The following is a 26,249-nucleotide window of genomic DNA, read 5'->3' on the forward strand; positions in this document are numbered from 1 at the left end:
CTGAAAATGCATACAGCCCTGATGGGATGGGAAAAAAGGAAAAACGGGACAGGCGACATCTATGCCCGTTCCGCTTTGAGTTCCTTACGCAGCTTCGAAGCTGTCTGGTAGACTGCTTTCCAGTCATCTGCTGTTACAGACGCTGGACTATAGCGAGTCTGTTCAAACTTCGCGAGAAGTTCATGAAAAGTCGCTGCTGCAGCCGGTTTTGCCTGGCTCCAGCGGGTTACCGATTCACGAAGTGTTTCGTCCCCGCTCCGGGTTAGCCCTTTCCGTCTCGCATAACGAATCCAGCGCTCGGTCTCCGCCACTACCTTTTGTTCAGGAGTAAGCGGACCGCCTGTCCGAAGACGAAGCACAAAGAATCGAAGCGAGAAACGATTACGCCAGAACATGTAAGCAACCCACAATACGATGATGGCTCCCGCAGCCCAGATCACAAAAGCCGGGATGCTGGATGCAGCCTTTTCAGGTGAAGGAGTCGGCTCTTCTTCTTGTACCGGTTCCTCTTCAGGTTGTTCTTCAGGCTCATCTACGGGTTGTACATCCGGTTGTTCCGTGAGCAGCGGCATGTCAAAGCCCGGCGTCGCTTCCACCGGAATCCAGCCATACTCGCCAAAATAAACTTCAGCCCAGGAATGCGCATCTGCATTCGTAACGGTGTAGGTCGTCTCGATCTCGGCTCCTGGTTGGCGCGGAGCCTGCATATCAGAATTCAGCGACAGCTGACCAGGCGCATAACCTTTCACCCAGCGGGCGGGAATGCCCTCGGAGCGCGCCATCATCACCAGCGCAGTCGAGAAGTAATCACAATACCCTTCACGAATGTCAAATAAAAACCCTTCAACAAAGTCACTGCTTACTTTTCGGGATAAATCCGGATTGTTCGTGTAATCAAAATTTTGTTGTAAATAGTTTTGCAGTAATGCCACTTTTTCATACGGTGTATTTGCGGATGCTGTAATTTCGGTGGCCAGGTCCGTCACCCGATCAGGGAATCGGGATGGGAGCTGCAGGTACATATCATCTGCCGGATTGCTCGAATACAGATCATCAAAAGACTTTGTCCGGAGTTCGTCTTCCACAATGACTGGAGCTTCGGATACGAGCGTATATGTCTTCGGATATTGCGGTTGCTGACGGTCTGTTACGACATGCAGCTCTGCCTGCTCCGGATTCCATAACATCCGGTCCGAATTGGCCTCTCCATTGACTGAAGTGACTTCAGCAATGGAATAGGCTCCGAAGAGGATTGGATACACATTGTCATTCAACATGGTTATTTTTTGAGTGACTTGCTTGGTATCCACATTGCCGGATTCGTCATTCTTCAGAGCCTGTCCTGCCTCAACATCCTCTGTCCCACTTCGTCCCCGATCATCCCAACCTGTTCCTGTATATTCGGCACGCGTCTCACCGCGCCAGTAGCTGCGCTCATTGGTAGTGACGGACATGACAGGTGTATAGTCAAAGTTAAATCCTCCGCCCAGCTTATTGTCTTCCCTGCTGTATCCCGACTCGGTCGCTGCCGGAATGTCCAGTGTTCCGTTGCCCGCCTGACTTGCCGAACTTCCGGTATAATTACGCCATGCGGTATACGGGTCAGTCAAGGTTGGAGGAATTTCCGGCATGTTCACACTGGCTACGATAATCAAAGAAAATATGATGGCAATGTTGGCCAGAATTTTATAAGGATATCGGATAATTCGCTTCCACCCTTGTGGATATTGCAGTTGGAAATTACGGAAGTGCTGGCATACCAGCCATCCCATTCCCGCAAACATCACCCATGCGATTTCAATCCAGAGTGGAACCTGGGTGAAGGAGTCAAGAATTCCCATCGAAGTAATGTTAATGCCCAGGAAAACGAGAATGCGTGGTGTTGTGGTCACCAGACGAAGGGCTGCTTCAAGCATCACCCATGCACACAGGGAGAACCAGATGTATGGAGTCAGGTGCAGTATAAACTGCTCTGTACGCTCCATTAATGTGCCGTAAGGAATGTAAACCGCGTAATCGATTAATGTCTTATGCAAAATATAACCAATGACAACAGCCTTGATTATGGTTCGAATCATCATTTTGAAGGGGAGTATAATTTCCAGTAAACTGACCGCTGCAAGCGTCCATAGCACCAATGAAGTTGTTTCGGTATACCAGGTTTCCTGTGTAAATGAAATCCACTGCATCCCAATCAGGAATATCCATAGCAACGAAGCTGCATGATACCAGGATCTTTTTCCCGCTGCCAGCTCTTTGCCTTTAGTACTCATACACTACCTCCCCCCATAACCGTTGGAAGCTCCTGTAGATGGGAAACCGTGAAGGATCTGGTTCCTCTTCCGCGCAGCATGGCATTCCATTCAGCACTCCGGCGGGATTCACTGGTGTCCGTCAGAATATGGCACGGGGTCATCCCCCGCGTATCCGCCCATCGCAGCAGTTCCAATACCTTTTCATCCTTCTGGGGAGAAATCACTACAAAATAAGCGCCCTGAGGCAGCTGGCGCATCATTTTCTCCACACCTGGCAGCAGCCGATTGTCCTGGCCGTTATATTGGATATCCACCAGATGATGCATCATCTTTTGCCGTTCCAGCAGGCTTTCGCTTGGTGCAAAAAATGCTGTATTCTCCGACAGTGTCAGCAGTCCCATACCCATTCGTTCTCTTGAGCCATACTCCAGCAGGGAAGCAGCCGTGGATACAGCCAGTTCAAAGGTCTCTCCATGTTCATAGCTGCCTGCAAGCGCATCAAGCACCAGAATCGTTTTCGGCACAGACTCATGTTCAAATTCCTTGGACTTCCACGCTCCCGTCTTCGCAGTAGCGTTCCAGTGGATGCGGGAAAGACGGTCTCCGTACACATAATCACGCACGCCATTGATCTGGGTCGTTTCCCTTCGCGAGCGGGTTAGAGCCGTCTGCGGACCGGATAACCGTGATTTGCGGTCATACAGCTGCCAGTATGGAATAAATACCGTTCGCGGCAACACCCGAAACTCTCCTTTGGCCTTGAATGTTCCTCGATGTTCGATCAGTCCAAAGATGTCTTCGCTGGCACATTCCGTCTCTGAAAAGACATACTTCCCCCGCTCCAGCGGTGGGGTTTGAAACGATAAATTCCCATACCCTCGCATGTTCGGGATCAGGCTTTCTTTGAAAGACCAGGATTCGCCGTTATGCCGATGCAGCATTTCTCGCACTACGACATAAGGAAGTGGCAAAAATCCCGGAATGTTCAGACTTAATTGCACCTGTACCTGGTCACCTGCATGCAGCAATTCTTCATGATCCTGACCGGAAGAGAGCTTGCGCACGCCTTGGACACGCCTTACTCCGCCAAACCCGGCAATCGCCAGATAAAGACAAAGCAGGGTCACCATGGACAGCAGCATCAGGGAGGTCTTCCCACCCTGGAACAAAACATAAGCCAAACAGCACATCCACACCGCCGCGATGCTCCAAACGCGGGGGTGGCGGATTCCCCTTCTGACTGTACTCAAAAGCGGCTTCATCAATTATTGTCCCATGGAGACGGGCACACGAACCTGCTGAAGAACGGAATTCAGTACGGCTTCAGAGCTCATGCTGTCCAGTCTCGATTCGGGACGCAACACGATCCGATGGGAGATAACGTAAGGCGCCATCGTTTTCACGTCATCCGGAAGCACGTAATCACGTTCCTGCAAAAAGGCAAAAGCCTTCACGGCCATCATGAATGAAATGGCTGCCCGCGGGCTGGCGCCCAGCAATACGGATGGGTGGGAGCGAGTTTGGCGAACCACATCAAGCAAATAATCCATCACCGGATCGCCGATGAACACTTCCTTGATCTCCTGCTGAATCGCAGAAATCTGATCCATATGGGTTACGGATTCAAGCCGGTCAACAGGCTGACCCGACTGATGCTGTTTCAAAAGCGTTTTCTCGATATCCTTGTCTGGATAACCCAGACTTATTTTCAACATGAACCGGTCGAGCTGCGCTTCCGGCAATGTATACGTACCTTCAAAATCGATTGGATTCTGGGTTGCGCAGAGCATAAATGGATGGGGCAGATCATACGTATCGCCGTCTACGGTTACACTGCGCTCCTCCATGACTTCCAGCAATGCGGACTGCGTTTTCGTTGTGGCCCGGTTAATCTCGTCTGCCAGCAAAATGTTGGTCATGACCGGACCCGGACGGAAGTAAAATCGCTCATCACGCGGGTGGAACACGGAAACTCCCGTAATGTCACTTGGTAAGATATCAGGATTACATTGAATACGACGGTACTCACCACGCATGGACTTGGATAATGCTTTAACCAATTGCGTCTTGCCTGTTCCCGGTACGTCTTCAATTAGAACGTGTCCGCCTGCAAGCAAAGCTGTGAGCAAAAGTTGAATTTCAAAGGATTTCCCCATTATGCATGATTCTAAATTAGAACGAACAGCTGAAATGATTTGGATCGACTCTTTGCGCACAGGCATGTGGTCTAACCTCCTAAAAAAGCATACAGATTTCCTTTTATTGTACATGATCCACGGTCGCGAGTACACTCGAAGGGACTCACAATTTGTTTCCAGCCGTCAGATTCACCGCAGTTCTCGCATGATTACGACAAAAAGAGGCCCGGATAGAAGTTATCCGAAGCCTCTGCTGACTACTAATATAACGGCTGCCCCTGCACGCCTGATTACCCTTTGGGTCGAACGACCAATGCCGCGAGAAACGAAAAAATAATCGCTGACGAAATCCCGGCGGCAGTCAGGTCAAATATTCCGGTAATGACCCCGATCCAGCCTTCTTTCTCCAGTTCCGTCAATGCCCCGTGCACGAGGGAGTTACCAAAACTGGTAATGGGGATGGATGCCCCCGCACCTGCAAATTTGACAAGTGGATCATACAGGCCAAACGCATCTGCCACAGCACCGGCAACAACAAGTGTACTCATTGTGTGAGCAGGAGTCAGTTTGACACCATCCATCAGCAGCTGTCCCACGACACATATCAACCCACCAACAATAAATGCCCATAAAAACTGCATTCCTTTACCCCTCCTTTTCTATGGCTACAGCATGAGCAATACAAGGAATGCTCTCGCCCTGCTGGTATGAAAGCGGAGATAACAACGCACCGGTAGCAACGACGAGCACCTTCTTGAGCTCACCTTTTTGCATCCGGTTCAGGATGTGACCATAAGTCACGCTCGCCGAACAACCGCAGCCGCTTCCTCCAGCCACAACCTGAGGCTGCTTCTCCAGGTCATAAATCATCAGGCCGCAGTCATTGAACACGGTCTGTTCCATTGGTATGCCCTCTTTGTGCAAAAGCTCCTTAACGATCGGTAATCCAACCGAGGCAAGATCCCCCGTAACAATGAGATCGTAATATCCGGGTTCAAGCCCTGTATCACGAAAATGGGAAACAATGGTGTCCGCCGCCGCTGGAGCCATGGCTGCCCCCATGTTAAACGGGTCCTTGATGCCCAGATCCATGACTCTGCCAATGGTTGCACGGGTCACAACAGGGCCATCACCTGTTCGGGATACCACGCCGCACCCTGAGCCAGTTACGGTATACTGGGCATAAGGCGGTTTCTGAGAGCCATATTCCGTGGGGTAACGGAACTGCTTCTCCACCGTACAGTTATGACTGACCGTGCCAGCGAGTACATAGTCTCCGCCACCAGAATCCACAATGAGGGAAGCCAGAGCCAGTGTCTCCATGGAAGTGGAACAGGCACCAAAGACGCCGAGATAAGGAACGCCCAGTTTACGAGCCGAAAATGAACTGCTGATAATCTGGTTCATCAGATCCCCTCCGACAAAAAACTGAAGCTCTTCCTTTGTAATATTCGCATTGATTAATGCCATTTGAGTCGCCTGTTCAAGCAGCTTGCGCTCTGCCTTTTCCCAGGTTTTCTCCCCTAACTCCAGGTTATCGTACACGTAGTCGAAATCGGATGCCAGGGGACCTTGTCCTTCATCGGGACCGACTACAGTTGCTCTGCCGATAATGCGCGGACGATTCTCAAACTGCCAGGATTGACGGCCGATTCGTTTCATAGATGCCCACCTCCGAATCCAAGACAGGCGTAGACGATGCCTACAATAAACGCTGCCACTACACCAAAAACGATAACTGAGCCGGCGAGTTTAAACATGTTGGCCCCCACACCCAGCACCAATCCCTCAGCGCGATGCTCCAGCGCGGCCGAACACATCGAGTTGGCAAATCCGGTAACCGGTACGGCTGTTCCTGCCCCGGCCCATTGGGCAATTTTATCGTAGACCCCAAGGCAGGTCAGTATAACCGAAATGAGGATCATAACCGCAACGGTTGGACTGGCCGCTTCCTTGGAAGTCATATGGAACCCGGCCATAAAAGCTTCCTGGATCGCCTGTCCAATGACGCACACGAACCCGCCAACGAAGAAAGCTTTGATACAATTTGCCCAGATTGGACGGGCAGGCTCATGTTTTTTGGCGACTTTTTTATATTCCTGTTCGCTGATGGACAGGGATGCAGATTTTTTCCCACTACCTGACTTCTCTTGAGCTGGCAAGATTAAGAACCTCCCTTGAAATCAAAATGAGTCAACAGCTAATGACGACTTGTACTGTGTGTAACCCTATATTCATTGTTTGTTAATGTTGGGAAGGTTATGTATCCGGCGAATGACAGCATTTGTTTCCAGCTCCATGAAGTAGCCGAATCCAGATGAGTTACACAGCCGGTTCAGAACTCTGATTCATTTATAAATAAAGCAGAACAATCACGAGCAAAATAAAAAGAACAATACAAAGGATGGTTTCATTGCCTTCATCGGGCGGCCTCATTTGTTTCCCAACTCCCTCCTGTTGTCAGGCAAGTGAAATAATGCAGGGTAAGCAGACACTTCCTCACTATATGCATATTCAATACAACTGCTTTGGGACAATGAATTGTGCGGATTTTGGGACGTGGAGAAAATGATATGAAGAGGAACCTCTCATGCCTTAGATACGTGACATAACCATGGACAATTACTAGCGCAAGGTTCATACTATAGTGTGACCAGTGGTTAAATAAATCGTTCTTCTCATTCCGAAGAACAACCGTCCGGCAGCCGTTCTGCTGAGACCGATCTACATACAAGCAGAGGAGTTGTCGACACATGAATCAAAAAACGATGGAAATGTTTCGCACGTTGACGGAATTCCCTTCCGTTTCCGGGTTTGAACGCGAGCTTCGCGGATGGATGAAGGAGCAAATGTCTCCTTATACGGATGAATTTGTCCAAGATCGCTTGGGCAGCCTTTTTGGAGTACTCCGGGGCGAGCAGTCCGGTCCCAAAGTTATGGTTGCGGGTCACTTCGATGAAGTTGGCTTCATGACTACAGGCATTACGGAAACAGGCATGATCAGATTCCGTCCACTCGGTGGATGGTGGAGTCAGGCTGTACTGTCCCAGCGTCTTCAGATCATCACTCCGGATCGCCGGATTACAGGGGTTGTCGGTTCAACACCTACACACTTGCTGGATGAATCCCAACGCAATAAACCGGTTGACCTTAGCCATATGTACTTGGATATTGGCGCGGATAACCGTGCAGAAGCAGAGTCTTGGGGCATTCACCCCGGTATGCAGATCGTACCGATCTGTGAATTCACACCGATGGCCAATCCGAAGAAAATTATGGCGAAGGCCTGGGATAACCGTTACGGGGTAGGACTTGCACTTGAGTTAGTTGAAGCACTACACAAGGAAACATTGCCAAATACGCTCTACTGCGGTGCAACGGTCCAAGAGGAATTGGGACTCCGCGGTGCACGCACTGCTGCCAATCTGATTGAGCCGGATATCTTCTTTGCACTGGATTGCAGTGCGGCGAACGATATGACCGGAGACAAGCAATCTTTCGGACATATCGGTCAAGGCGCTTTGCTGCGAATCTTCGACCCGGGCATGTTCACCCATCGTGGCATCGTGGAATATGTTCAAGATACCGCTTCTTCCAATCAGATCAAAATGCAATATTTCATCTCTCCCGGCGGTACGGATGCCGGAGCGGTTCATATGAGTGGTATTGGTGTACCTTCAACGGTAATTGGGATCTGTGCCCGTTACATTCATACCTCTTCTTCCATCATTCACACGGATGACTATGATGCAGCCAAAGAGCTGCTCGTGAAACTGGTGAAGGGTCTGGATCAGACCACACTGAATACGATTATCGAAAACGCGTAAGGATGGATTCAGGAGAGGATCTTGAATGACGTGAGCTTCATTGCTCCCCCCTTCTAAATGAATACTCCAAGAGATGTTCTGACTTCAGCAGGACGTCTCTTTTTTTCTGCAACTAGTTTAATAGCTAGAACATATATAGAAAAGATTCATAAGATATAACAACGGTAGATGAACTAAACAACAAGCAGTGGGGGACCTGTTATGGCAATGAGAGGGAACGGAAAATCGAATAAAGGTTCCACCAAAACAAATGCTGCCCAACACCCTTCTCAACGGCAACCTTAAAGGAAAGAACCTGGAAATTATCGTCGCGGCCTTGCTGGTGAGCGGGAAATTAAGAGTGGATAATGTAACGTTATTTCGAGAAGCAACATTGGTTGTCGGTTTAACCGGAAAATACAAAACACTGCAAAATCTCACACCAACCAATACAGATAAACTGGTGGAATTTCTGAACCAGAATGGGGATATGACGTTGGATGATGTTATGAAAGCATTTCAGCAAAAAATGAATTCCTAGATATCATGAAATGAGGTAGGGATAATGTCTGACTTTGACGGAACTGGCTTCGCCGAACTGATAATTATAGTCATCCTTGTCATGTTATTCGTATTTGGCTCCACGGATATTGAAGGACTCTCTTCTACGCCTACCAAGCCTACAACGACCTAAGCCGCCATCCGATTGCATGCGTCGTGATCTCAAAGAAGATATACAGGAAAACGCCAGTCCGGAGTTAAGGACTGACGTTTTTTGGGTTACAGAAATAACGGTGAGAATGCAAACCAGGCCAAAATGAGAGTAAGCACAATACAGACATTTTCCACAACGGCCCCGTGTTTGGTTCCTGTACTCATCAGATTCACACGTATACGCCACTTAAGCGGTGGCAAAGGACGAATCCCGCGATTCGTCAATGAATCGGCCAATAAGTGCATGGCGTATGCCGTACCTCCAGCTACCCAAATCTCTGGTCCCTGATGATTCGTAGTGCTGTAGAGCAATCCAGCCCATACGGCCGTTCCATAAAGGGTATGTGTTAACCCCCTGTGGGTTAACGTCGTACACAGCATTAACAAACTGCCCGCGATCAGATTCCAGGGTGCGAATGCATGACCATAGATGACGAGTCCCAATCCAATCGCAAACATCAGTACTTTGCGCAGCGAACGGGACGGTAGAAATGATACCATCGCAATCAGAACCGCAAGCAGCAGATTCCAGGGTTTGGCCTGAACGTAGAAATACACAAACACGGCTGTAGGCAAAAGGATCATCTGTAACAGCCTGATCAGGCTGTTCGGCAGTGCCTTCGATACCAGCAGCGAATTAGGCTCATCGATGTCCGGCAGCAGCGAACCGATCAAGGCAACCGTAATTGCCGGTGCAGTCACTGGTATGCCGACCAATTGAAGAACAGACAGCGATACGCCTGTGCCGATAATCAGGTGGGATCTTCCCATCATGGTGCAAAAACTTCCTTTCGACGAAATAGGGAACATAATCGGCCCACTTCCGATATTACAACGAAAAGAAAACAAGAACAATAGTTCGCATTTCTCATTTTGTTATTTCTTAACCTGTATCCATTCACTCTTAGTTGCATTGGGGTTCATAAAGAAGAAAAAAAGATTCCGTGACGGGGATCACACTTTTAAATTTGTGACGCCTCTATCGTAATTAGTGAAATTAGTCACATTTAATGTCACCAATGAACGGTATGATTCAAATATAAATCACTAAAAATGATGGTAATGTAAAGTGTCCATTCAAGGAGGCATACACACATGAACGGAAATAAGGAAAAATTGGTTATCATCGGTAACGGTATGGCAGGCATCAGTACAGTTGAACAAATTTTAAAATTGAGCTCACGGTTCGACATTACGGTCTTTGGTACTGAACCCTATCCAAATTACAACCGGATTATGCTGTCCTATGTGCTGGAAGGCAGCAAAACAATTGATGATATTGTGCTCAATGATCTGCATTGGTATGAGGATTATGGTATTACCCTCCATACGGGTACAACTGTAACAAGGATTGATTCCGAGACCCATGAAGTCGTTACTGCAGAAGGCGAACGCTTCCCTTACGACAAAATCATCATCGCAACCGGCTCCAGTTCCTTCATTCTTCCCGTACCCGGTCATGACAAACAAGGGGTTGTTGGGTTCAGGGATATAGCCGATTGTAACGTCATGCTGGAAGCTGCGAAACAATACAAAAAAGCGGCTGTCATTGGGGGCGGGCTTCTAGGTCTGGAAGCTGCCAAAGGGCTGGTACAGCTCGGGATGGAAGTCACAGTTGTGCATTTGATGCAGGATCTGATGGAGCGCCAGCTTGATCCGCAGGCGTCCGCGATGTTAAAAGCCGAACTAGAACGTCAGGGCATCCGGTTCAAGATGGGTGCACAAACCGCAGAGCTTCTTGGTGGCGAACGGGTAGAAGGTATTCGTTTTGCCGATGACTCCGTGCTGAACACCGATTTTGTTGTTATGGCCGTAGGCATCAAACCCAACACGGATGTAGCTCGTGAAAGCGGCATGGAAGTGAACCGGGGCATTGTGGTAAACGACTATATGCAAACTTCACTGGATAACGTGTATTCCGTCGGGGAATGTACTGAACATCGCGGTGTATGTTACGGCCTCGTGGCCCCACTATTTGAACAAGGCATGATTCTGGCCAAACATATATGCGGCGTGGAGACCGCTCCTTATGAAGGTTCTGTTGTATCCACCAAATTGAAAATTTCGGGCGTGGACGTCTTTTCGACCGGTGAATTCATCGACAGTCCCGAACATACGGTCATTGCTCATAAGGATGACTGGAAACGCACGTACAAAAAAATTCTGCTTCGGAATAATATCTTAGTTGGTGCCGTACTCTTTGGTGACATTACGGATTCTGCCGAATTACAGAAATTGATCAAACAACAAGCCGAAATGACCGATGAATTGTATGCTTCACTGATGGGTACAGGCTGTGGCGGGCACAAAAAGGCTGCCTCCGTGGAAACCATGGCAGAAGACGAAATTGTCTGCGGATGTAACGGGGTAACCAAAGGAACCATTGTCGATGCCATTACGAATCAAGGATTAACCAGCGTAGACGAAATTAAAGCCTGTACGGGTGCAACCCGCTCCTGCGGCGGCTGTAAACCGGTTGTTGAACAAATTTTGCAATATGTGCTTGGAGACAGCTTCACAACAGGTGCCAAACAGGGAATCTGCGGTTGCACCTCCCTCAGCCGGGATGAAATCGTAGCCGAGATTAGACAAAAAGGATTGCAAACGACCAAAGAGGTCATGCATGTCCTGGGATGGAGCCAGCCCGAAGGATGTTCCAAATGCCGCCCGGCCATTAACTATTACCTTGGCATGATTGCACCAGATACCCATGTGGATGAAAAGGAATCCCGTTTTGTCAACGAACGCATGAACGCCAATATTCAAAAAGATGGCACATATACCGTTGTACCGCGCATGTATGGCGGGGTCACAACACCGGAAGACTTGAAACGCATTGCTGACATTTCGGTCAAATACGATGTAAAAGCCGTCAAAGTAACAGGAGGTCAGCGTCTGGACCTGATTGGAGTCAAAAAAGAAGATCTGCCCAACGTGTGGGCTGAGCTGGATATGCCTTCAGGCTACGCATACGCCAAGTCGCTGAGAACGGTCAAAACATGCGTCGGATCACAATTTTGCCGCTTCGGCACACAGGATTCCATGGCGATGGGCGCTCTGCTCGAGCGCAAGTTCGAACGTCTGGATCTGCCTGCCAAGTTCAAATATGCCGTAAACGGTTGTCCTCGTAACTGTGCGGAGTCGTGTACGAAAGATATCGGTATCGTAGGTAATGACGGCGGCTGGGAAATATTTATTGGCGGTAACGGTGGCATCAAGGCCAGACTCGCTGACTCCCTGTGCAAGGTGAAGACTGATGAAGAATTAGTTGAGCTTTGCGGAGCGATCATGCAGCATTATCGGGAGACAGCCAATTACCTGGAGCGGACTTCCGAATGGGTGGAACGTCTGGGTCTAGAGCAGATTCGAGCCGTTGTTGTCGATGATGTGAAAGAGCGCAAGGCACTTATGGAACGAATCGAATTCGCTCTTGAGCAAGTGGAAGACCCTTGGAAAAAAGCACTGCGTAACGAGGAAGGCCAGAACAAACTATTCCATGGCATAGAAGTGTCAGCTCGACCATAGTCCCCTTTCTCGGCCATTATGAGCTATCTTTATTGATTCTGTAAGGTAATTTGAAAATGAAGGAGTTGTTCATATGACAACACAGCAATCTGCCATCTATTATCCTGCCGGAGAGATTGAAGAATTCCTGCCGCAGATTGGCAGAGTGGTTGAGGTCAAAGGCCAATCACTGGCCGTATTTCGGACCTCTGATGGCACCATCTTCGCCGCAGAAAATCGTAGTCCCCATCCCAAAGGTGGACCGCTGGCAGAAGGGATGGTCTCCGGGTATGATCTGTACGATCCACTGTATGATTGGAAAATCGATCTGAACACAGGTCTTGTGCAGGCCCCCGATCAGGGCCAAGTGCGGATGTATCCTGTGAAAATCGAGAACGGGCAGGTTTGGATCGCTATATAGCTATATATTTTCACTGTCAACGATAGATGCACCAAATGGAGGAAATCGTCATGTATACACCCAATGTTGAAGGCATTATTGAAGCTGCAGTTAAAAAACGGGATCAAATGAATGCCAGCCTGCCACGTTACATGGTTGCAGCCTTGATGGCTGGTGCTTATGTAGGTCTTGGCATCATTCTGATATTCAGTATCGGTGCCCCGCTGCTTGCTGCTCAGTCACCACTGCAAATGATGCTGATGGGCATGTCTTTTGGACTCGCCCTCACACTCGTTATCTTTGCCGGATCGGAACTGTTCACAGGTAATAACATGTTTTTCACCATGAGCACGCTGGCAGGCCGGACTTCCGTTCGAGATACGCTCAAAAACTGGGGGCTTGTCTTCCTGGGCAATCTGATCGGTGCTGTTCTGCTCAGTCTGCTCATTGTGGGCAGTGGTCTCTTCAAGACGGCTACACCGGAACATCTGCTGTTTGTCGTTTCTGCCAAAAAGATGGCCGCTCCCGTTAGCGAATTGTTCTTCCGTGGCATTCTCTGTAACTGGCTGGTCTGTCTGGCGATCTGGATGGCCGCCCGCTCGAAAGAGGATATTGCCAAACTTGTCCTCATCTGGTGGTGTCTGTACGCCTTTATCGCCAGTGGTTATGAACACAGTGTCGCCAATATGACCTTGCTATCCTTGTCCTGGCTGCTGCCAAACCACCCGGATACGATTACTCTGGCAGGCTGGATGCATAACATGATTCCGGTCACGCTCGGTAATATTATCGGAGGAGCTCTATTTGTCGGCATGGCCTACTGGTTTGTTTCCCCTGTGAGAAAAAAAGGCTAGATCGCCTACGATATAGTTCACTTTCGTTAACAGTCTTTTTGCAGGAGCTCAGATGTATACCAACATTTAGTTTAATCTGCTTGTACATCTTCATTACCATTTCTTCACCACCATTCTTCCTTTGACTTATCTTCAAAAGGACATGGTGGTTTTTTCTGTTTAGCCCATTTTACCTTTCATGTATACATTGTTAATCCAGGGTTAATATAACTGGAGTATAGTCGGTTCATACTACCATACTACCAAACTAACAAAGGATGATCGCTAATATGGGAATTCACACGTACTTTAGGTCACTGAATGATCTTGAACGCATTATTCGGACCCCTGGAAAATTTAAGTTTGAAGAGCACTGCGTCTCCGCCCATTCCTGGAAAGTGGTGCAATACGCCAAAAGCCTGGCCGATATTGAGGAAATGAACGGGGTTACCATCGATTGGAAGAAGCTTTACGAAATCACCAGCAGCCATGATTATGGCGAAATATTCATCGGCGATATCAAAACACCCGTCAAACATCATTCACTTGAGCTGCGCTCCATGCTGCAACAGGTGGAAGAAGGCATGGTTGAACATTTTATCAACGAAAATATCCCGGAAGAATTCAAGGACATTTTCCGCAAACAACTGCGTGAAGGCAAAGACAACTCTGTCGAAGGACTCATTCTGGAAGTGGCCGACAAAATGGATCAGGTCTACGAGGCATTTGCTGAACTGCAACGTGGCAACACCGAAAAGGAATTTATCGTGATGTACCGATATGCCCTGATCAAAATCAAAAATATTGACCTCCACTGTGTACACTATTTTCTCGAGCATATTCTCCCCGACATCATTGAGGAAGGCAACCGTTCCCCATTTGATATCCGCCAAATCACGGAAGAGGCCTTGTCCCAATAATCAGCCCAAGTCATCTTGGTTCTCATGATCCAGGGACAGGGCTTTTTTTCGTTGTTGTGACTGCTGACGATATTCACTCGGATACAGGCCTGTTTTGTTTTTGAAAATACGACTGAAATAATGAGAATCGCTGTACCCCACTGCCTTGCCTACGATTTTGATATCCATATCTTCGCGAGTCACGAGCATGCGCTTCGCTTCATTGATTCGAAGTCCTGTCATATATTTGAGCGGTGTTTCGCCCGTTACTTTTTTGAAGCACTTTCCCAGGTAATCCACACTGAAATGCATCTGTCCTGCCATATCCTGCAACGTGATTTCATGCATATAGTTCTGTTTCAGATACCGTTTGACAGCCTCTGCAATATCTTCCGGCTTTACCTGTTCGTCCTGCACTGCGCTGACATGGGCCAGCGAATCCTCTGCACTGCCGAGTTTTAATTCCATCGCGTCCAGCAGCGTCCGAAGTTGCTGCTCCGTGAGTGGTTTGAGGAGATAATCCTCCACTTTATAACGGATCGCCTGACGTGCATATTCAAACTCGTGGTGGCCGCTCAGGATTACAATCTTGACATGTGGATAGGCAAAATACAGATGTTTCGCCAGTTCCAGCCCATTCATAACTGGCATCTGAATATCGGTAACAACCAGATCAGGCACCATTTGTTCAATCAGCTGTAATGCTTCCTGTCCATTCCTCGCTTCACCAATCACCTCGAAACGTGTGCTGAGCTCCCTGAATTTACGCGATACATTGCGGCGAATCAATGCCTCGTCCTCGACAATAATGGTTCTATACGTCATCGTCATGGATTGAACGGTGCTCCTTTCGAATGGAACCTCCAATGGTAATGCTCACTCCACCAGAAAGCTTGTTTACAATATGAATACGAGCTGCGGGGCCATACCATAACTTCAGTCTGATCCAAATGTTCCGGAGGCCCATCCCGCCCATCTCCAGCTCAGGCATACGCTCCCATTCCTGTGATTTCTTCATGTATTGCTGTATGGCGTTAAGCGCCTCGGGTTCCATGCCAGGTCCGTTATCTTCTACTGTTATTTGCCATGCCTTTGCTATTGTGTCCAGTTCTCCAATGATATGTATCCTCCAGGGTGGCGTATCCCCAAGTCCATATTTCATGACATTTTCCAACAGAGGCTGAATCAGAAGCATCGGAGCCTGAATGTCTTTCATTGCATCAGGGATATGAAATTCATAGACCAGATCATCTTCAAACCGGATTTTCATACACTCCAGGTATCGTTCGCAATAGTCGATTTCTTTGGATAATGGGACACCGTTTTTGTTCGGGGCCGAGATATAACGCAGCATGGAAGCAATATGACCACAGAACGCAACAATCTGTCCATTCATGCCTTCTTCCGCCATAATACTGATGTTCGTAATGTTGTTATACAGAAAATGAGGATTCATCTGGGACTGCAAGGCCAGCAATCTGGCATCCGTCTCCTGTGATTTGATGGCCATCATATCCTGAAAGGACTGTACAAGCTGTTGATTCAGTCTGATAAATGTATCATTCAGTTCATCCATCTCGCGGATGGAACCCGGGCGATCCAGCTTAAACAACTGACCCGAGTCCTCACCCGTGGTTAGATCATGCACACCTGTTTTCTGAATAATACGCTGCAAACGATGGAGCGGCAAAGTGACACGCTTCGAGATCAGGTAGGAGAGAAGCAGAATAAGCATCAATGTACCCAAAGTAGCCCCCATAAACAGAAGAGCCATGCGATTCAGATTTGCAAAGAGGGACTGCTTGGACTGCATAACGACAACGGTCCATCCTGTCTCCTGTGAGGTGGTGTATGTCATCATCTGTTTCGAATTCCCATACGGATCAGCAATTTCCTGCATCGTTCCTGATGCCTCGTCACCATTACGAACTCTCTCTACAACGTAGGCACTGTTTTCAATCAACTCTCGATCATCAGAAGCAAAAGGATATAATAGTGTATTTCGCTCGTCCATCACATAAATGCGAAGATCATCATGACCACCCTGTACTTCATTCAAATGCTGGAACAAGGTACCCGCATCCTGCAGAATCTCAACGACTCCCTGACTGACGTAATTCCCGTCTTTGTATACGCGAGTGAGAGAGATATACGGATTCCCGGACTTCCCCTCCTCTGTAGGCATAGGCAGACTTCCCCCATCCAACAGCCGGATGACCCGCCAGCCACTCCTCTCCCACGTTTCCTCGTACCATGGTCGTTGAGTGAGGTCTACCGACATTTGACCGTTAAAAGCCCCTGCCCCCAGCATTTTGCCATTCACGTCATAGATATTCGCCTGTTTCGCCGTGTTGGAGCTGCTAATAATCGCCAGAATGACATCAATCAATGTCGTTGTATCCTTGTAAAATGCCGGATCACTCCCCAGTGTCTGTTCACTGTCCTCCGCCGGAGACAAATAATGACTGAAATGTTCTTTCACCAGATTGGAATACACAATGTTCATGGAAAAATTGTTCATTTTGACAACCTCTTGATCCAGATTGCCTACCATCGATACCCCCAGTTGCTTCTGCTGCTCCTCACTACGATTACGGATATCGCTTGCGAGAAAAACATACAGAAGGCCTGCTACAATGAGCGAAAAGATTATAAACACCGCAGAGTAATAGGCAAACAGACTTTGCTGAAGCGTTCTAAAGCGATAACGAACCATCTCACACCTCATCCTCTTGACTTAAGTCTATTGCGTCATTCGAAAATGTCCACTCAACAGAACGCTTTTGTCTATTGAGCACATTCGTCGTTCACAGTAAAGTTATCCACATAAGAATACGCTTACATTAAGCGTTTCGGCAAGTGTCAATTATTCTTTTTATTCTGGGAGGTTCAATCATGAGAAAACGATTTCTATTTTTCTTTGCAAGTGTGCTGCTGCTCTCCACCCTGCTGCTTGCCGGATGCAACTCCGGTAAAAATGCGGACGGCAATGACAAGGTAACACTCACCTTCGGAACAAGCCAGTCCGGTATTCCACGTACAGGGATCATGCAGACGATGGCTAAGGAGTATGAGCAGGAAACTGGCGTCAAAATTGACTTTCAGGTGGTACCTGACGCCCAGTGGCGTGACTTGATCAAGGTGAAGCTCGCCTCCGGTGAAGCTCCTGATATTTTCAACGTTGATGTGGACCCGCTTAGCATGCCTGCCAACGTAAGACCGGAAGAAAACGCGATTGATCTGACCAAGGAAGAATTTACGGGTCGCATGTCGGAGGAGATTTTACCAACAGTCAGTCACAAGGACAAGGTATATGGCGTTTCTTTTGCACCCACAAAAATCTGGTATGTGTACTATAACAAACGCATCTTTGAAGAGCTTGGCATTGAGCCGCCAACTTCATATGCAGAATTCAAGGCGATCAGCCAGAAAATCAAGGATAAAGACATCATCCCTTTCTATCAGGCACCTGCCAGTGGATGGTATCAAGTTCTGCCTTTGTTCGAAACGGGGCCTAACTATGAGCAGTCTGCGCCGGGAACGTATGAGAAGCTGAACAACAATGAGATGAAAGTCGAAGATTTGACGCAGCTCAAGACGGTCATTGAACAGTTGAAAGAATTTGCGGACCTCGGCTATTTCGGCAAGGATTTCCTATCCAATACCGTTGAAGCGGGAATCGAGGCCTTCGGTCAGGAGAAAGCAGCCATGCTGCTGCGGGTTCCAGGTACGGAGAAGGAAGTGTCCGAGGCTTATCCGGCGATGGCGGACAATATGGGATTCTTCGTCATGCCGTGGGGAGACAACCAGACCATTGGTGTGAACCCGGGTGGTTCAGCAGCCATGTTTGGCAACAAAAACAGCAAACATCCTGAGGAAGTACTGAAATTCTTCCGCTGGATTACGGAGCATGATCATCTGCAGCGTGTCTTTGATGAAGGTGAAGGCAATCTGACGATCTGCTGGCCAGAAATCGAACCGAAGCTGACGCAGGATTATATCGATTATGAGAAAAATCATGAAAAGGGTACGGTGATGCAGGCAGCCGTGAAGTACATTGATCCGCAATGGATGGATATCGGCAAGGATCTTTCCGGCATGTTCGCCGGAGCAATGACCCCGGATCAAATATTGCAGAATATTGATAAACGCCGGGCTGAGCAAGCCAAAGTGCTGAAGGATGAAGCGTGGCAATAACAGCGTATAGGCCGGTACCTATAATATAAGGCTGACCAGTGTTGCATGCAGCGGGCATCGCCCGCTCATGGATGTTGGCAGGAAGGACAGGTGTAACGGATTATGAATGCGAACAAGATCTATCCCTGGTATTTCTCATCCGGAGCGATTGTATTATATCTACTGTTCATCGTCGCTCCCGCCCTGCTGGGCATCTACTATTCCTTCACCGACTGGAACAGCTACAGTTCGGAGAAGAACTTTATAGGCCTGGAACATTTCCGCACTATTCTGGCGGGTGATCCCACGTATTTACTTTTTATTAAGAATACAGTACTTTTTACCCTGATTACCTCCATCGCCAAGACGGTGCTGGGTCTCTTCCTTGCCCTGCTGCTGGTCAGCGGTGTAAAGGCCGCCAATCTGCATCGGATGATCATTTTTTCACCCCAGGTGCTGTCATTCCTGATCGTCGGCCTGGTATTCAAAAGCCTGCTCGATCCCAACAACGGGTTCGTTAACGTGACGCTGCGTTCGCTCGGTCTGGACGTTCTGGCCCAGAACTGGCTGGGCTCACTGACCTGGGCCATGCCATCCATCATGGCGGTGGATACGTGGAAAGGGATGGGGTACATCATGGTCCTGTTCATCGCCGGACTGCTCGCCATTCCCCGTGATTATTATGAAGCGGCATCCATTGATGGTGCCGGCTTCGGGCAGAAGCTGTTTCGGATCACCATTCCGATGCTGATGCCTACGATCACAATCGCCACGGTGCTTAATATTACGTACGGGCTGCGGGTATTCGATGCCGTATACGTGCTGACTAACGGTGGACCAGGCAACGCGACAGATGTGATTAACACAGCGGTGTATTCCTCTTTTGCGAAAGGCTATTGGGGACTCGGCAGTGCGTTATCCACGATTCTGTTTGTCATTATGGCGATCATCTCCTTCTTCATTATCCGCTTGATGAACCGAAAGGTGGAATTCTAGATGCGAGTGAAAAAACAGCTGGTTTCCATCGGATTAAATGTACTCGCCTGGCTGCTTAGCCTGGTGGTATTGATTCCTTTTGTCGTCATTGTCCTGAATTCATTCAAGTCCGATGCCGAAGCAAAAGTACTGAAACTGACCCTGCCTGAGAAGTTTATCTTTGAAAATTATAAAATTGTCTATGAACAGGGACATTTGGGAGGTTCCTTTTTCAACAGTCTGCTGCATTCAACGGCTTCTTCCCTGCTGCTTGTGTTTGTTGTGGCGTTTTCGGCCTTTACATTGTCGCGCAATCATTCGAAGTTCAGTCAGTTCCTGTACTTCTTCCTGATTCTCGGCATCACACTGCCGCTCAATTACATCCCTTTAATGGAAGTGATGAAATCCCTGGGCATGATTAATTCGCATATGGGCATGATTCTGCTGTACACAGCGATGGGCATTCCGATCTCGCTATTCATCACGTATGCGTTTGTGTCCAATATTCCAAAAGAACTGGATGAGGCAGCCATAATGGACGGGTGCAACGGGATCAAGCTGTTTCTCAGAATTATCGTGCCTCTGTTAACCTCTGTACTGGTGACGGTGTTTGTTCTTAATTTCCTGAGTGTCTGGAATGAGTTTACCGCTCCGCTCTACATGCTCAATACTGTCGAGATGTGGCCGATGACACTGGCTGTATATAACTTCTTCGGGCAGTTCAGTGCTCAGTGGAATCTGGTGAGTGCGGATATCGTGCTTACTTCCCTGCCTGTGTTGATTGTGTTCCTGATTGGGCAGAAATATATTGTTGGCGGTCTCACTTCCGGGGCGGTGAAGGGATAAGATCACTTGAATGACGATATCCCAAACCTTTTTTATAAAAAACTGCTGACTTCACAGTCAAAAAGCCCTTGTCTGCAAAGCATGTGTGTCTGGTTCTTCAACCAGACCGTTCACCTGCTTCGGACGAGGGCTTTCGCTGTGGAGATCTTTAACCGTCACACATTCATTCTGAATTAATCGTGCGCCAAACCGGCAGAATCGGGCGGAGCGATGTCGGTGTCTTGCTCCAACGACTTGATCATTTTCAAACGGGATGTGATAAGCGCGATCAAAATAACGAAGAGACCCGCTATGATGAACAGCAGGGCAATGCCTCTTCCCGGCCCTGTTCCAATGATCTGACCAACGGAAGACGCCAGTGCTCCACCCTCCATCATCAGTGGATTAAACACATGGTCGGCCAGAAATCCAGCCAAACTGTATGCTATCACGAACCCGAGCTGTGACAGAATACCAATAATGCCCCATACCCTGCCCTGCTTTTCGTTGGCGATATTGTTACGTACCAGCACATCTGCGCTCATATTGACAAACGGCAGTGATGACAGGAACAGAAAACCTGCGAAGATAATAAAATAAATGTTGGTGGATACCCCCAGAAGCGAGAAGGACAGGCCGCACAAAATCAGACCCATTACCAGTACACTTGCGTATTTCTTCGTCATCGTAAATATGCCGATGCACAAGCTGCTGATCAGCATGCCAATCGCGCTAACGGACTGAAACGTCCCCAGTGTTTTGGCATCTGTAAAGGACAGCAGCATCGGGCCAATAAGTGTCTCCAGGAATCCCAGATAGAAGGTGACCAGAGAAATAATCATGACCAGCAGCAGTACTCCCTTGTTGGTTACAACTTCTCTCCAGCCCTCCTGAATATCAGTCATCCAGTTTTTGTCTTCTTTATCCTCTCGCTCCACCTTCATGCTCTTCCGAATAACCAACACAGCCAGAATAGCAACCAGGAATGTCAGAATATTAATGACCAGAATGACTTCAATGGTTGTTATACTCAGCAGAATACCCGCAAGGATGGGTGAAAACAGAAACTTCGAGGATTCAGCCAGTTGCACAAGACCGCTTCCTTTGGAGAATTGATCCTTATCCAGCAAGTCGGTGGCAGAGGCCTTATATGCCGGGCTTTGCAGTGCGGAAAACACGGAACTAAAGGCCACTCCCACATAGATATGCCATAACTGGATATCACCCGTAAGCATAATCGACAGAATGAAAATCAAACCCGCCGCCGATCCCAGGTCGCCGATGATCATCATGGTTCGACGGTCGAACCGATCAGCCAGCACACCTCCAATCGGTCGAAGCAGGAGGTTCGGCAGAAACGTGAACAAGGTAATCAGCGCAACACTTGTTGCGGTATTCGTTTTTTCGAAGGCATATACCCCCAGCGAGAAGGCTGTAAGACCAATCCCGATCATGGAGATAAGCTGACCGAACCATACAACCAGAAATTTCCGAAATGATTTTTGAACGGTATGTTCCATGGATAGCACGCCTTTCTTGGTTAAGCTTGATGTGGAAAATAAAGACGGGTGACGTAGGCAAAGCTTCCTTTTTCTGCTCCCAGAACACGTTCCATAATATGCGTGAAGGCTTCAACCTTTTGTTGGAGTTCTTCCTCCTCCCATTGAAAGATGCCTCGATCCAGCAAAAATTGGGACGATACGAGCAGAAATTCGATGGATTCCTTGGGGTTAGGTGTGTGAAACACCCCTTCCTGAATGCCCTGCTCCACCACTTCAGCCAAGATCGGACTTAACCGAATTACCGTCTCCACGAGACTCTTTTGGTGCATCTCCACATTATGGACACTGTGCAATTGCTCGATGAGATCATGCTTTCTGTCGTCAGGCTGATTCTGTGCCATCATGATTCGAAAAATTTTGTCATGGGCGTTCAGTTTGGGATCGGATACCACGCGCTTGGCTGATGCCTCCCCACTGAGAATAAAACGCATGACGATGGCGTTCATAACCTCTTCCTTGGACTGAAAATAATAATAAAATGTGCCTTTGGCAATGTTGCACGCCTGGAGGATATCCATGACCGTTGCTTTGGTATATCCCTTGGTCACGAACAGAGTCTCTGCCGCATCCAAAATCTCGTTCCTGCGTTCTTCCGGGTTTTTCATCAATCTCATATCCTTGCCTCCGATACGTCGACCGACTGTCGGTCTATTGTAGTCATTAATTTCTTTTTTTAGAACCCCATTTCAGTCAACCATTGCGCCAGATGGGTTTCTCTTGCCTTCAGATCCTGACGTTCTCTTGCATATTTCCCCATATTTTTGTCTGCAACCAGTTTGCCGTCCATCATAAACAGCACTCGTTCCGATCTGGCAGCGACTTTGACATCATGGGTTACGAGCAAAATGGTTGTACCTGCTGCATTAATATCGCCCAGAATATCCATAATTTCATACGTCGATTTGGAATTCAGAGCCCCTGTCGGTTCATCTCCGAATAGAATATCCGGATTATTAATAAGCGCGCGGCAGATAGCGATCCGCTGCAGCTGTCCTCCCGAGGCTTGGGTGATGTTATGCTGAGCCAGCCCGTCAATCCCCATTTTTTTCATCAGTGACATCGCCCGTGTATTGATCGTTTCTCTGCTGCTGTTCTTGGCAAGATATGCGGAAAGTACGATATTGTCCAACAGATTCAGATTCTTGAGCAGATGAATATTTTGAAAAATGAACCCCATCTTGGTCAGACGCAGACTTGCCAGGTCTCTCTCCTGAAATGCGGATATTTTTTTGCCATTAAAATAGACGCTGCCCGCACTAATCTGATCCATGCCGCTAATGTTGTACAATAACGTGGACTTGCCTGAACCGGACGGACCCATGACGGAAACAAACTCTCCCTTTTTTAATTGAAGGTTGATATCTTTCAGGATGCTATGTTCTTCATTCTCGCCGATCGCTACGGATTTATTCACTTCTTTGGCTTCAAGTATAGTTGTCATCGTTAATCCTCCCTATTCCACAATCATTTTGGATATGCTAGTTTCCTTGATCGATTGTATGCTGACCCATGCTGTCAGTACGATCGTGCCTGCAAGCAGCAATGGGCACAAAATATAAGCCTGCAGCGGGTTAACAACAAAAACAATATTCGAAGCACCAAACGTCGACATGATGCCACTGACCAGTAACGGACCCAATGTATTGGACAATATCGTTCCAGCAACAACCCCAACAATCAATATGACAAGTGACATCACGACATACTTCAACTTGATCTTGGACAAGGCAAAGCCGAGACTTCTTAATACAGCAATGTCATTGTTGTCCTTGGCTACTAACATCTGAAGGAACAGAGATGTAATCAAAATGGATATGAAGACACCGATGACCAAGGCCAGCATCGTAACCAATTTCAATTGCTGGATGGTTCCTCCAAGCGTCTGATCCAGATATCCTTGAAGATCCGTTACTTTGGCTGGAGAGAAGGACGTCTCATACTCAGCTATTTTGGCAGCCATTTCCCCGTGATCTTTCAGATCCAGACTGACCACGTACCACAAAACGCTATCCTTGTTGTAGGGCAACAAAGCCTTCGCCGTTTTCCCACCATTCGTAACGTCCTGGTATATGCCACTGACCGTCATCACCTGGTCCTTGCCATTAACCAGCAGGGTAAGCTGCTCACCTGTCTTCAGACCCAGCTCGCCGCTGTTTGCATCCGATAGCGCTATTTCATTCTCGGTTGTTGGCGCATTCCCGCTAACATAGGACAATGGAAAAATACTGAAATCCCCGGTTTCCACACTCAGATTGTCGTAACTTCCTTCTGCATTCCGAACCTTGAACTGGCTCGTTACCAATGGGGAATACGTTTTGATATCTTTATCATTTTGGATCTGGGCAACCAGACTGGCATAACGCTGCTCTACATCGTCTGTGTGCCTCAAGTCAATGCGAATATCGCTTTGTCCAACACCCATATAGGAAATAAAGCTTGGCGCCTGTAAAGTGTTCAGGAAGTTGACCGGCACAATCATGATAAATGAACTGACCACAAAGACGAATAATAATAATTGGAACATCTTTATTCGCTGTATGACTTCCTTCAGACCTAGAAAGACGGGTACGGAAGACCAGCGATTGCGGGACAAACTAAGCCGATTCCGAATGAGCTGAGTGTCTCCCAGGCTTCCGGTACGGAGAGCATCCACCGCGGAGATGGAACGAAAACGCCGCAGTACCGTTCGACAGAACAGAACCACCATTGTGAATATCAATCCGGCTGTCACTAAAGGAATTGCAAAATGCAGCAGGGTTGCAGGCGCTTTTCCCATATACAACATAATGTTTGAAACGAATAGTCTGTTAACTCCGAGCGATGCAATGTAACCCAGCACGGAAGCTAATCCGGCCATGAAAATATACTTCATCAGATACAGTCTCTTGATATCCTTCTCGGCGATACCAATCGCTTTCATGACACTGATCTCACGATAGTCCTCTTCGATGGTCGCCAGCATCGTGAATCGGATGCAGAGCATCGCGATCAGGATCAGCACAAGACTGACCAGAATAATGACGGCTGCAATAACTCCGTCGGTCATGGCATTCAATACCTGGAACAGCCCGTAGGTTACAACTGGCCCGGCATTGGGAAGCCCGGCATTTTGGTAAGCCTGGGTGAAATCTCCCGTCTGTCCGGGATCAGTCAACCGGAACTCAATGAGATACTCCATTTCCCCGATGCTCTGTTTCAGTTCCTGCAAATTCCCTGAACTCACAATAAAACGTTTGGAGTGGACAACCGACGGATTCATCTGAGCATCACGGACAAAATCAACAATCGTATAGGAACGCTCAAACTGTCCATTACCTACCCGGACCTGATCACCCACATTCAATTTGTTTTGCTGCATGTAATATACCGGTACTGCGATCTCGCCGTCGTTAACCTGTATAATCTCACTGTTCAGATTCAACAAGTAGTCAAAACCCTGATTCTGTGTAACAAAATCAATGTCCATAACGCTGTTCTTTTCAGACTCCGCTCCGAGAAACAGGTTAGAGCCGTCAATGTTGACCATCTCCACAATCTGATGATGCTCAACCATGGCATTTTCCTCGGCCCACGTGTTCACTTTGGCCTGATTGAGCTCTCCGGCATGCATTTGTACAAAGTGCGGTGTTTTGGATTCAGAGAACAGATATTGAATGGAACTCGTTAGTTCCATAATCATCCTTGACCCCGAAGATACCAGCAAGGCGGCCAGCAGTACAAAAATAAATAACGCAGCCGTAATCCCTTTCTTTCTCGTTATATCGTTTCTCAGCATTCGTAGCAGCATAAACGAACATGGCTCCTCCCATAAACTGGTAGTTTGAAGTTAATCTGGAGTCAGATCATTATGGACAAATATTATTTCAAATCACATGTTTATAACTAGAAGTTATGAGAAGCTAATTCGTTTAAAAATTTTTAAAAATAGGTATCACTCCCCCTGCATTTCGTCTTAGAACGATTTTCTCAATATATACATTTGTGTAGATAATCAGATTATATATTCACTAAAATATTTGTCAATTAACATATTTTTTTCTATTTATTCTGGTTATTATCATCATCTATAATTACGAAATATTCCAAATGTAAATTGCCGTTTAAACAAAAAAATTTGACAACGTCTTTTTTTGTAACTATTATAGTTACAACGGTGGTGATC

Annotated in this window: 23 protein-coding genes; 10 read left to right on the top strand and 13 right to left on the bottom strand. The window is 47.7% G+C overall.

Features of this window, described 5'->3' with window-relative positions:
• Positions 1–59 precede the first annotated feature (59 nt).
• The 6 genes from ACFTRD_RS20070 to spoVAC form a co-directional block, all read right to left on the bottom strand.
• Positions 60–2,273, bottom strand: a complete 2,214-nt coding sequence (locus ACFTRD_RS20070) for a DUF4129 domain-containing transglutaminase family protein (protein WP_379382981.1) — start codon at positions 2,271–2,273, stop codon at positions 60–62.
• Positions 2,270–3,517 carry a DUF58 domain-containing protein gene (locus ACFTRD_RS20075; RefSeq protein ID WP_379382983.1) on the bottom strand — a complete coding sequence of 416 codons (1,248 nt, stop codon included), beginning with the start codon at positions 3,515–3,517 and terminating at the stop codon, positions 2,270–2,272. Before ACFTRD_RS20075 ends, ACFTRD_RS20070 begins: the two co-directional genes overlap by 4 nt.
• Before the next feature lie 3 nt (positions 3,518–3,520).
• Entirely contained in the window at positions 3,521–4,477 is a 957-nt protein-coding gene (locus tag ACFTRD_RS20080; RefSeq protein ID WP_379382985.1) for an AAA family ATPase, read from the bottom strand.
• 206 nt (positions 4,478–4,683) lie between these two features.
• Positions 4,684–5,034: a stage V sporulation protein AE gene (gene spoVAE / locus ACFTRD_RS20085; protein WP_053781314.1), complete on the bottom strand. Its 351-nt coding sequence runs from the start codon at positions 5,032–5,034 to the stop codon at positions 4,684–4,686.
• Positions 5,035–5,038: 4 nt separating this feature from the next.
• Positions 5,039–6,055 carry a stage V sporulation protein AD gene (spoVAD, locus tag ACFTRD_RS20090; protein WP_379382988.1) on the bottom strand — a complete coding sequence of 339 codons (1,017 nt, stop codon included), beginning with the start codon at positions 6,053–6,055 and terminating at the stop codon, positions 5,039–5,041.
• Positions 6,052–6,555, bottom strand: a complete 504-nt coding sequence (gene spoVAC / locus ACFTRD_RS20095; protein WP_379382990.1) for a stage V sporulation protein AC — start codon at positions 6,553–6,555, stop codon at positions 6,052–6,054. Before spoVAC ends, spoVAD begins: the two co-directional genes overlap by 4 nt.
• A gap of 591 nt (positions 6,556–7,146) precedes the next feature.
• Between spoVAC and ACFTRD_RS20100 the strand changes: the two genes are divergently transcribed.
• The 3 genes from ACFTRD_RS20100 to ACFTRD_RS20110 all read left to right on the top strand — a co-directional run bounded on the left by ACFTRD_RS20100 (position 7,147) and on the right by ACFTRD_RS20110 (position 8,893).
• Positions 7,147–8,220 (top strand): M42 family metallopeptidase, encoded by a 1,074-nt coding sequence (locus ACFTRD_RS20100; RefSeq protein WP_379382992.1) that lies wholly within the window; start codon positions 7,147–7,149, stop codon positions 8,218–8,220.
• Between the two features lie 250 nt (positions 8,221–8,470).
• A complete protein-coding gene (locus ACFTRD_RS20105) occupies positions 8,471–8,740 on the top strand; it encodes a hypothetical protein (protein WP_379382993.1) in 270 nt (89 codons plus the stop codon).
• A 24-nt stretch (positions 8,741–8,764) separates the two neighbouring features.
• Positions 8,765–8,893, top strand: a complete 129-nt coding sequence (locus ACFTRD_RS20110; protein WP_379382995.1) for a hypothetical protein — start codon at positions 8,765–8,767, stop codon at positions 8,891–8,893.
• A gap of 86 nt (positions 8,894–8,979) precedes the next feature.
• On the opposite strand, the gene ACFTRD_RS20115 is transcribed toward ACFTRD_RS20110, so the two are convergent.
• Positions 8,980–9,687, bottom strand: coding sequence for a metal-dependent hydrolase (locus ACFTRD_RS20115; RefSeq protein ID WP_379382996.1), 708 nt, complete (start codon positions 9,685–9,687; stop codon positions 8,980–8,982).
• A 321-nt stretch (positions 9,688–10,008) separates the two neighbouring features.
• Here ACFTRD_RS20115 and nirB point away from each other — a divergent pair, with 321 nt between their 5' ends.
• The 4 genes from nirB to ACFTRD_RS20135 all read left to right on the top strand — a co-directional run bounded on the left by nirB (position 10,009) and on the right by ACFTRD_RS20135 (position 14,570).
• Complete coding sequence (nirB, locus tag ACFTRD_RS20120; RefSeq protein ID WP_379382998.1) at positions 10,009–12,438, top strand: nitrite reductase large subunit NirB; 2,430 nt, start codon at positions 10,009–10,011, stop codon at positions 12,436–12,438.
• A 73-nt stretch (positions 12,439–12,511) separates the two neighbouring features.
• A complete protein-coding gene (gene nirD, locus ACFTRD_RS20125; protein WP_192269142.1) occupies positions 12,512–12,838 on the top strand; it encodes a nitrite reductase small subunit NirD in 327 nt (108 codons plus the stop codon).
• 50 nt (positions 12,839–12,888) lie between these two features.
• Positions 12,889–13,671, top strand: coding sequence for a formate/nitrite transporter family protein (locus ACFTRD_RS20130; RefSeq protein ID WP_379383001.1), 783 nt, complete (start codon positions 12,889–12,891; stop codon positions 13,669–13,671).
• A gap of 269 nt (positions 13,672–13,940) precedes the next feature.
• A complete protein-coding gene (locus tag ACFTRD_RS20135) occupies positions 13,941–14,570 on the top strand; it encodes a YfbR-like 5'-deoxynucleotidase (protein ID WP_379383002.1) in 630 nt (209 codons plus the stop codon).
• Here ACFTRD_RS20135 and ACFTRD_RS20140 read toward each other — a convergent pair whose 3' ends face one another.
• A complete protein-coding gene (locus ACFTRD_RS20140; protein ID WP_379383004.1) occupies positions 14,571–15,380 on the bottom strand; it encodes a response regulator transcription factor in 810 nt (269 codons plus the stop codon). It abuts the gene before it with no gap.
• Positions 15,364–17,265 (bottom strand): cache domain-containing sensor histidine kinase, encoded by a 1,902-nt coding sequence (locus ACFTRD_RS20145; protein WP_379383006.1) that lies wholly within the window; start codon positions 17,263–17,265, stop codon positions 15,364–15,366. Before ACFTRD_RS20145 ends, ACFTRD_RS20140 begins: the two co-directional genes overlap by 17 nt.
• A gap of 179 nt (positions 17,266–17,444) precedes the next feature.
• Here ACFTRD_RS20145 and ACFTRD_RS20150 point away from each other — a divergent pair, with 179 nt between their 5' ends.
• From ACFTRD_RS20150 to ACFTRD_RS20160, 3 genes are all read left to right on the top strand, one after another.
• A complete protein-coding gene (locus ACFTRD_RS20150) occupies positions 17,445–18,746 on the top strand; it encodes an ABC transporter substrate-binding protein (protein WP_379383008.1) in 1,302 nt (433 codons plus the stop codon).
• Positions 18,747–18,848: 102 nt separating this feature from the next.
• A complete protein-coding gene (locus ACFTRD_RS20155; RefSeq protein WP_192269155.1) occupies positions 18,849–19,721 on the top strand; it encodes a carbohydrate ABC transporter permease in 873 nt (290 codons plus the stop codon).
• Positions 19,722–20,546 carry a carbohydrate ABC transporter permease gene (locus tag ACFTRD_RS20160; protein ID WP_379383010.1) on the top strand — a complete coding sequence of 275 codons (825 nt, stop codon included), beginning with the start codon at positions 19,722–19,724 and terminating at the stop codon, positions 20,544–20,546.
• Between the two features lie 173 nt (positions 20,547–20,719).
• Here the strand turns inward: ACFTRD_RS20160 and ACFTRD_RS20165 are convergent, their stop codons facing one another.
• Genes ACFTRD_RS20165 through ACFTRD_RS20180 form a run of 4 tightly spaced genes read right to left on the bottom strand, consistent with a single transcriptional unit; the run spans position 20,720 to position 25,874 of the window.
• Positions 20,720–22,045, bottom strand: coding sequence for an MFS transporter (locus ACFTRD_RS20165; protein WP_379383012.1), 1,326 nt, complete (start codon positions 22,043–22,045; stop codon positions 20,720–20,722).
• A 20-nt stretch (positions 22,046–22,065) separates the two neighbouring features.
• A complete protein-coding gene (locus ACFTRD_RS20170; protein WP_379383014.1) occupies positions 22,066–22,701 on the bottom strand; it encodes a TetR/AcrR family transcriptional regulator in 636 nt (211 codons plus the stop codon).
• Between the two features lie 59 nt (positions 22,702–22,760).
• On the bottom strand, positions 22,761–23,528 hold the full coding sequence (locus tag ACFTRD_RS20175; protein ID WP_379383016.1) for an ABC transporter ATP-binding protein: 768 nt from the start codon (positions 23,526–23,528) through the stop codon (positions 22,761–22,763).
• Between the two features lie 12 nt (positions 23,529–23,540).
• Positions 23,541–25,874 carry an ABC transporter permease gene (locus tag ACFTRD_RS20180; RefSeq protein WP_379383018.1) on the bottom strand — a complete coding sequence of 778 codons (2,334 nt, stop codon included), beginning with the start codon at positions 25,872–25,874 and terminating at the stop codon, positions 23,541–23,543.
• Between the last annotated feature and the right edge of the window lie 375 nt (positions 25,875–26,249).

The organism is Paenibacillus sp. NPDC056933, assembly GCF_042674385.1.
GTDB lineage: Bacteria > Bacillota > Bacilli > Paenibacillales > Paenibacillaceae > Paenibacillus.